The organism is Methylobacterium sp. WL116 (genome assembly GCF_008039455.1).
In the GTDB taxonomy this organism is placed as follows: domain Bacteria; phylum Pseudomonadota; class Alphaproteobacteria; order Rhizobiales; family Beijerinckiaceae; genus Methylobacterium.
The window spans coordinates 1-6,393 of the sequence record NZ_VRUV01000259.1 but is presented as its reverse complement, the minus strand read 5'-3'; the positions used below and the strand labels follow the sequence as shown (position 1 = coordinate 6,393).

Sequence of the window (6,393 nt, the reverse complement as noted above, 5' to 3'; positions counted from 1 at the left end):
TCGCCCGGGAAGCCGCCGGCGCGCGCGCCGCCGATGCGGCGCACGGACGGGATCGCCCAGGCCAGGCCGGCTTCGACCGGCGAGGTGTCGGGGCCGATATCGGCGCCGTGCAGGCACAGGCCAGCTTCGAGCCGAAGCGAATCGCGGGCGCCGAGCCCGATCGGCATCACCGCCGCGTCCGCGAGCAGGGCCTCGGCGACGGCCTCGGCGGCGACGTCCGGCAGCGAGATCTCGAAGCCGTCCTCGCCGGTGTAGCCGGAGCGGGTCACGAGGCAGGCATGCCCGAGGATCGGAACCTCCGCCGCATCCATGAAGCGCATCGCCGCGACCTGCGGGGCGATGCGCGCCAGGGCGGCTTCCGCCTTCGGGCCCTGGAGCGCGATCAGCGCGCGGTCGAGCGCCGTCGCCGTCACCGCGGCGGGAAGGTAGGCCCGGAGATGGGCGAGGTCGGCCGCCTTGTTGGCAGCGTTGACCACCAGCACCAGCCGGTCGCCGAGATTGCCCACCATCAGGTCGTCGCGGATGCCGCCGGCGGCGTCGGTCAGCAGGCCGTAGCGCTGCCGGCCGGGCTTCAGCCCGACGATGTCGGCCGGGATCAGGGCCTCGAGGGCGCGGGCGGCCTCGGCCGGGTCGTCCGCCGCGAGCGCGATCTGGCCCATATGGGACACGTCGAACAGGCCGGCGTTCGCGCGGGTGTGAATGTGCTCCTTCAGCAGCCCGGCGGGATAGTGCAACGGCATGTCGTAGCCGGAGAACGGCACCATCCGCGCGCCGCGGCGCAGATGCAGGGCGTGCAGCGGGTTGCGCAGCAGGCCGGAAGCGCGGGGGGTGTCGACGGTCGCGAGGGGGTCCGCATGCATCTGGTGTTTCCACGACGACGAGCCGCCGAAGAACGCGGATGCGTTCCTCGGATGCCCCCATCTGTCGCGGTTACCTGAGAGCTTCCCCCGGACGCCGCGTCGGCGGTCTCCGAGGTTTCTCCTTCGGTGGGCGCCAGGTGGCGCCTCTCTCCAGATCGTCCAACGATACGGTGATTGTGCCTGAGAGTTTCCGGGGGTGGTTGCTCCGTCGGCGCCATGATCGGTCGTCGGACCGATCTGGGCTCTCCCGTATCGCTTTATGCGGACGCGGTCAGACTGGCATTCTGCGATGCGGCCCGCAAGCGCCGGCCGGACAACCTGCCCCTGACTGTCACGCTTTCCGCTGCCGGAAGGGGTGTCATCGGCCGGGGAATGTTCGCGCCGCCTTCGAAAACGCGATGGACGCCGCCGGCGCTTCCGGCGATACATCCTGCTAAAGATGCAGGGGAGGGTTGCGTTTGGCACAGGACATCATCCTGTCCACGACCAGGTTGACCAAGGAGTTCAAGGGGTTCCGCGCCGTCAACGGCGTGACGCTCGAGGTTGTGCGCGGCACCATCCACGCGCTGATCGGCCCGAACGGCGCCGGCAAGACCACCTGCTTCAACCTTCTCACCAAGTTCCTCAGCCCCACGGCCGGCGCGATCCATTACAAGGGCCGCGACATCAGCCGCCTGCAGCCGGCCGACGTCGCCCGGCTCGGGCTGGTGCGCTCGTTCCAGATCTCGGCGGTGTTCCCCCACCTCACGGTGATGGAGAACGTCCGCATCGCGCTGCAGCGGCGCAAGCACGGCGACTCCTTCGACTTCTGGCGCGCCGAGACGGTGCTGCGCCGCCTCGATGCCGAGGCCCTGGACCTCGTCGACCAGGTCGGCCTATCGGAATTCGCCGGCCACCAGGCGGTGGAGCTGTCCTACGGCCGCAAGCGCGCGCTCGAGATCGCCACCACCCTGGCGCTCGATCCCGAGATGCTGTTGCTCGACGAGCCGATGGCCGGGATGGGCCACGAGGACGTCGAGCGCACCGCGGCCCTGATCCGGCGGGTCGGCAAGGACCGCACCATCCTGATGGTCGAGCACAACCTGTCGGTGGTCGCCTCGCTCTCCGACCGGATCACCGTGCTCGCCCGCGGCCAGGTGCTGGCGGAGGGCGACTACGCCACCGTGTCGAAGGATCCGCGCGTGATCGAGGCGTATATCGGGGCCGGGCATGGCTGAGGCGGCGCTGAAGACCGTTCCGCGCGCGAGCTCGGACGCCCTGCTGGCGGTGCGCGGCCTGGAGGGCTGGTACGGCGAGAGCCACGTCCTGCACGGGATCGACCTCGACGTGCGGGCCGGCGAGGTGGTGACGCTGCTGGGCCGCAACGGCGCGGGCAAGACCACGACGCTGCGCGCCATCATCGGCATCCTGGCGCGCCGCGCCGGCTCGATCACCTACGAGGGCGTCGAGACGATCGGGATGGCCTCGCGCAACATCGCGCGGCTCGGCCTCGGCTACGTGCCGGAGGAGCGCGGAATCTTCGCGAGCCTCACGGTGGCCGAGAACCTGATGCTGCCGCCGATCGTGAAGCCGGGCGGCATGTCGGTGGCCGAGATCCACACCCTGTTCCCGAACCTCGCGGAGCGGGCCGGCAGCCAGGGCACCAAGCTCTCGGGCGGCGAGCAGCAGATGCTGGCCATCGGCCGCATCCTGCGCACCGGCGCCAAGCTGATCCTGCTGGACGAGCCGACCGAGGGGCTCGCCCCCGTCATCGTCCAGCAGATCGGCCGGACGATCCGGGAGCTGAAGGGCCGCGGCTACACCATTGTTCTCGTCGAGCAGAACTTCCGCTTCGCCCAGACGCTCGCCGACCGCCACGTGGTGATCGAGCAGGGGCGGGTGGTCGACGAGATCGCCAACGACGCGCTTGACGCCAATATCGACAAGCTCCACGCCTATCTCGGGGTCTGAAGACCTCGGGCATCGACGGACTTCTAGAGTCCTCATACGAAGAGAAACGCGACGCACGAGGCCGACGACGGACGGGCACTTGGCCCCGACGCGTAAAACGGCCGGCGCACCGAGGAGGACGGACCGGATGCTGAGACGAATGCTGCTTGCCGCCGCGCTGGGGACCCTGACGGCGGCGGCCGCGCAGGGTCAGACGCCGGTCAAGATCGGCGTGCTCACCGACCGCTCCGGCGTCTACGCCGACATCGCGGGCGAGGGCTCGCTCGTGGCCGCCCGGATGGCGGTCGAGGACTTCAAGGCCGCCGACAAGGGCCTCAAGGTCGAGGTCATCTCGGCCGACCACCAGAACAAGCCCGACGTCGGCTCGGCGATCGCGCGGCAATGGTACGACCGCGACGGCGTCGACATGATCATCGACGGCGTGACCTCCTCCGTGGCCCTGGCGATCAACCAGGTCACCAAGGAGAAGAACAGGACCTTCATCGACACCGGCGCCGGCACCGCCGACCTCACCGGCGTGCAATGCACCCCCAACACCGTGCACTGGGTCTACGACACGGTGGCGCTCGCCAACGGCACCGGCGGCGCCATGGTCAAGCGCGGCGGCGACACCTGGTTCTTCCTCACCGCCGACTACGTCTTCGGCCAGACGCTCCAGCGCGACACCACCGCGGTCGTCACCAAGAACGGCGGCAAGGTCGTCGGCTCGGTCAAGACCCCGTTCCCGACCGCCGACTTCTCCTCGTTCCTGCTGCAGGCGCAGGGGTCGGGCGCCAAGGTGATCGGGCTCGCCAACGCCGGCGGCGACACCATCAACGCGATCAAGCAGGCCGGCGAGTTCGGCATCACCGAGGGCGGGCAGGCGCTGGCCGGCCTCCTCGTCTTCTCCTCCGACGTGCATTCGCTCGGCACCAAGGTGGCCCAGGGGCTCGTCCTGACCGAGCCGTTCTACTGGGACCTCACCGACGCCACCCGCGCCTTCTCGGACCGCTTCGCCAAGCAGATGGGCGGCAAGAAGCCCACCGCCAACCATGCCGGCGTCTACGCAGGCACGCTCCACTACCTCAAGGCGGTGGAGGCGCTGAAGGCGGCCTCCGACGGCGCCAGGGTCGTCGCCAGGATGAAGGACATGCCGACCGACGACCCGCTGTTCGGCAAGGGCACGATCCGCGTCGACGGGCGCAAGATCCACGACATGTACCTGTTCGAGGTCAAGAAGCCCGCCGAGTCCAAGGGCGAGTGGGACCTCTACAAGCTGCTGGCCACCATCCCCGGCAACGAGGTGTTCCGCCCGCTGAACGAGGGCGGCTGCCCCCTCGTAAAGGGCTGAGCGGTTGGCGTTCTCCCGCGGCGCACGGCGCGCCGCGGCGTCGGGGCAGACGATGGCTGGGTTGCGATGACCACGATCTTCGGCGTGCCGATGCAGGCGCTGTTCGGCCAGCTCCTGCTCGGGCTGATCAACGGCTCGTTCTACGCGATCCTCAGCCTGGGGCTGGCGATCATCTTCGGGCTCCTGAACATCATCAACTTCGCCCACGGGGCGCTGTACATGATGGGCGCCTTCGTCGCCTGGATGCTGCTCAACTACCTCGGGGTCAACTACTGGTGGGCGCTGGCCCTGGCACCGCTCCTCGTCGGCGCCTTCGGCATCGTGCTCGAGCGGGTGCTGATCGCGCGCCTGTACAAGCTCGACCACCTCTACGGCCTGCTGCTGACCTTCGGCATGGCGCTGATCATCCAGGGGCTGTTCCGCAACTACTACGGCGTCTCGGGCCTGCCCTACGCGATCCCGCCGGAACTCTCCGGCGGGCAGCGCCTGCCGTTCATGTTTCTGCCGAACTACCGCGCCTGGGTCGTGGTCGCGTCGCTGGCCGTGTGCCTGGCCACTTGGCTCGTCATCGAGAAGACCAAGCTCGGCTCGTACCTGCGCGCGGCAACCGAGAACCCGACCCTGGTCCAGGCCTTCGGCGTCAACGTGCCCCTGTTCCTGACCCTGACCTACGGCTTCGGCGTCGCGCTCGCAGGCTTCGCCGGGGTGCTCGCTGCGCCGATCTACTCGGTCAACCCCAACATGGGCGCCGACATCATCATCGTGGTCTTCGCCGTGGTGGTGATCGGCGGCATGGGCTCGATCCTCGGCTCGGTCATCACCGGGTTCGGCCTCGGGCTGATCGAGGGGCTGACCAAGGTGTTCTATCCCGAGGCCTCGGCCACCGTGATCTTCGTGATCATGGTGCTGGTGCTGCTGGTGAAGCCCGCCGGCCTGTTCGGGCGGGCGGCCTGATGCGCCAGCCCACGCCGACGAGCGCCGAGGCCGGCCCGCCCACGCGCGGTCGGCGGCAAGCGCGACCGCGCGTCGCCGCAGGTGCGGCGGACGCCATCGGCCGTTCACGGTCGATGGCCATCCAGACAGACGGATTCTGACATGGCCGACACCGCCGCCCTCGCTCCCGCGGACGCCGCCATCGCCCCGGTCATTTCCGAAGGCAGGGACGACCGCGCCCTGCATCGCAGGATCATGCTCGGCATCGCCGTGTTCCTCGCGGTGGCGCCGTTCGTGCTCTACCCCGTGTTCCTGATGAAGGTGCTGTGCTTCGGGCTGTTCGCGCTCGCGTTCAACCTTCTGCTCGGCTACGGCGGCCTGCTCTCCTTCGGGCACGCCGCGTATTTCGGGATGGCGAGCTATCTCTGCGCCTACGCGGCCAAGGTCTGGGGCCTGAGCCCGGAACTCGCGATCCTCTGCGGCACGCTGACGGCGGCGCTGCTCGGGCTGGTCTTCGGGGCGCTCGCGATCCGGCGCCAGGGCATCTACTTCTCGATGATCACGCTGGCGCTCGCGCAGATGGCGTTCTTCTTCTCGCTCCAGGCCAAGTTCACCGGCGGCGAGGACGGGATCCAGGCGGTGCCGCGCGGCGCCCTGTTCGGCACGATCAGCCTCGCCGACGACCGCGCACTCTACGGCCTCGTGGCTCTGGTGTTCATGGGCGGCCTGCTGCTGATCTATCGCATCATCCACTCGCCGTTCGGGCAGGTGCTGAAGGCGATCCGCGACAACGAGCCCCGCGCGATCTCGCTCGGCTACCGGGTGAACCAGTACAAGCTCGCGGTGTTCGTGCTCTCGGCGACGCTCGCGGGGCTCGCCGGCTCCACCAAGGCGATCGTGTTCCAGCTCGCCTCCCTCACCGACGTGCACTGGGCGATGTCGGGCGAGGTGGTGCTGATGACGCTGGTCGGCGGCATGGGCACGGTGTTCGGGCCGATCATCGGCGCGCTGGTGATCGTCACGATGGAGACCTACCTTGCGCAGTTCGGCGCCTGGGTGACGATCATCCAGGGCGTGGTCTTCGTGCTCTGCGTGCTGCTGTTCCGCGAGGGCATCGTCGGCCTGATCGCGCGGATCACCCGGCGTCCGCTGTGACCCGGGCCGGCGGAGGCGCGGGGAGGGTGGGCGCATGAGCCCGTTCGAAACCGGGCTCGACCGCTCGGCCGCGAACTGCGCGGCGCTGACGCCCGTGAGCTTCCTGGCGCGCGCCGCCGACGCCTTCGCCGACCGCTTGGCGGTGATCGACGGCGACCGGCGCCT

General features: G+C 69.4%; 6 protein-coding genes and 1 riboswitch. Of the genes, 5 read left to right on the top strand and 1 reads right to left on the bottom strand.

Features of this window, described 5'->3' with window-relative positions:
* A partial coding sequence (gene gcvT / locus FV223_RS17345; protein ID WP_147728200.1) for a glycine cleavage system aminomethyltransferase GcvT occupies positions 1-860 on the bottom strand: 860 nt, incomplete at its 3' end.
* A 158-nt stretch (positions 861-1,018) separates the two neighbouring features.
* Positions 1,019-1,120, bottom strand: a riboswitch (glycine riboswitch).
* Positions 1,121-1,318: 198 nt separating this feature from the next.
* Here gcvT and FV223_RS17340 point away from each other — a divergent pair.
* The 5 genes from FV223_RS17340 (at position 1,319) to FV223_RS17320 (ending at position 6,228) form a co-directional block, all read left to right on the top strand.
* The gene (locus FV223_RS17340) at positions 1,319-2,077 is read left to right on the top strand and encodes an ABC transporter ATP-binding protein (protein ID WP_147728199.1); all 759 of its coding nucleotides are present in this window, start codon (positions 1,319-1,321) and stop codon (positions 2,075-2,077) included.
* Entirely contained in the window at positions 2,070-2,810 is a 741-nt protein-coding gene (locus tag FV223_RS17335; RefSeq protein ID WP_147728198.1) for an ABC transporter ATP-binding protein, read from the top strand. The genes FV223_RS17340 and FV223_RS17335 overlap by 8 nt, the downstream gene beginning before the upstream one ends.
* 139 nt (positions 2,811-2,949) lie before the next feature.
* Entirely contained in the window at positions 2,950-4,140 is a 1,191-nt protein-coding gene (locus tag FV223_RS17330; RefSeq protein ID WP_243948813.1) for an ABC transporter substrate-binding protein, read from the top strand.
* 66 nt (positions 4,141-4,206) lie between these two features.
* Positions 4,207-5,094, top strand: a complete 888-nt coding sequence (locus tag FV223_RS17325) for a branched-chain amino acid ABC transporter permease (RefSeq protein ID WP_147728196.1) — start codon at positions 4,207-4,209, stop codon at positions 5,092-5,094.
* 141 nt (positions 5,095-5,235) lie between these two features.
* A complete protein-coding gene (locus FV223_RS17320) occupies positions 5,236-6,228 on the top strand; it encodes a branched-chain amino acid ABC transporter permease (RefSeq protein WP_147728195.1) in 993 nt (330 codons plus the stop codon).
* Positions 6,229-6,393: the final 165 nt, after the last annotated feature.

Excerpts from the sequence above, each read along its gene's own strand:
- FV223_RS17320 (WP_147728195.1), top strand. The coding sequence starts at position 5,236 with ATGGCCGACACCGCCGCCCTCGCTCCCGCGGACGCCGCCATCGCCCCG.
- FV223_RS17330 (WP_243948813.1), top strand. The coding sequence starts at position 2,950 with ATGCTGCTTGCCGCCGCGCTGGGGACCCTGACGGCGGCGGCCGCGCAG.
- FV223_RS17335 (WP_147728198.1), top strand. The coding sequence starts at position 2,070 with ATGGCTGAGGCGGCGCTGAAGACCGTTCCGCGCGCGAGCTCGGACGCC.
- FV223_RS17325 (WP_147728196.1), top strand. The coding sequence starts at position 4,207 with ATGACCACGATCTTCGGCGTGCCGATGCAGGCGCTGTTCGGCCAGCTC.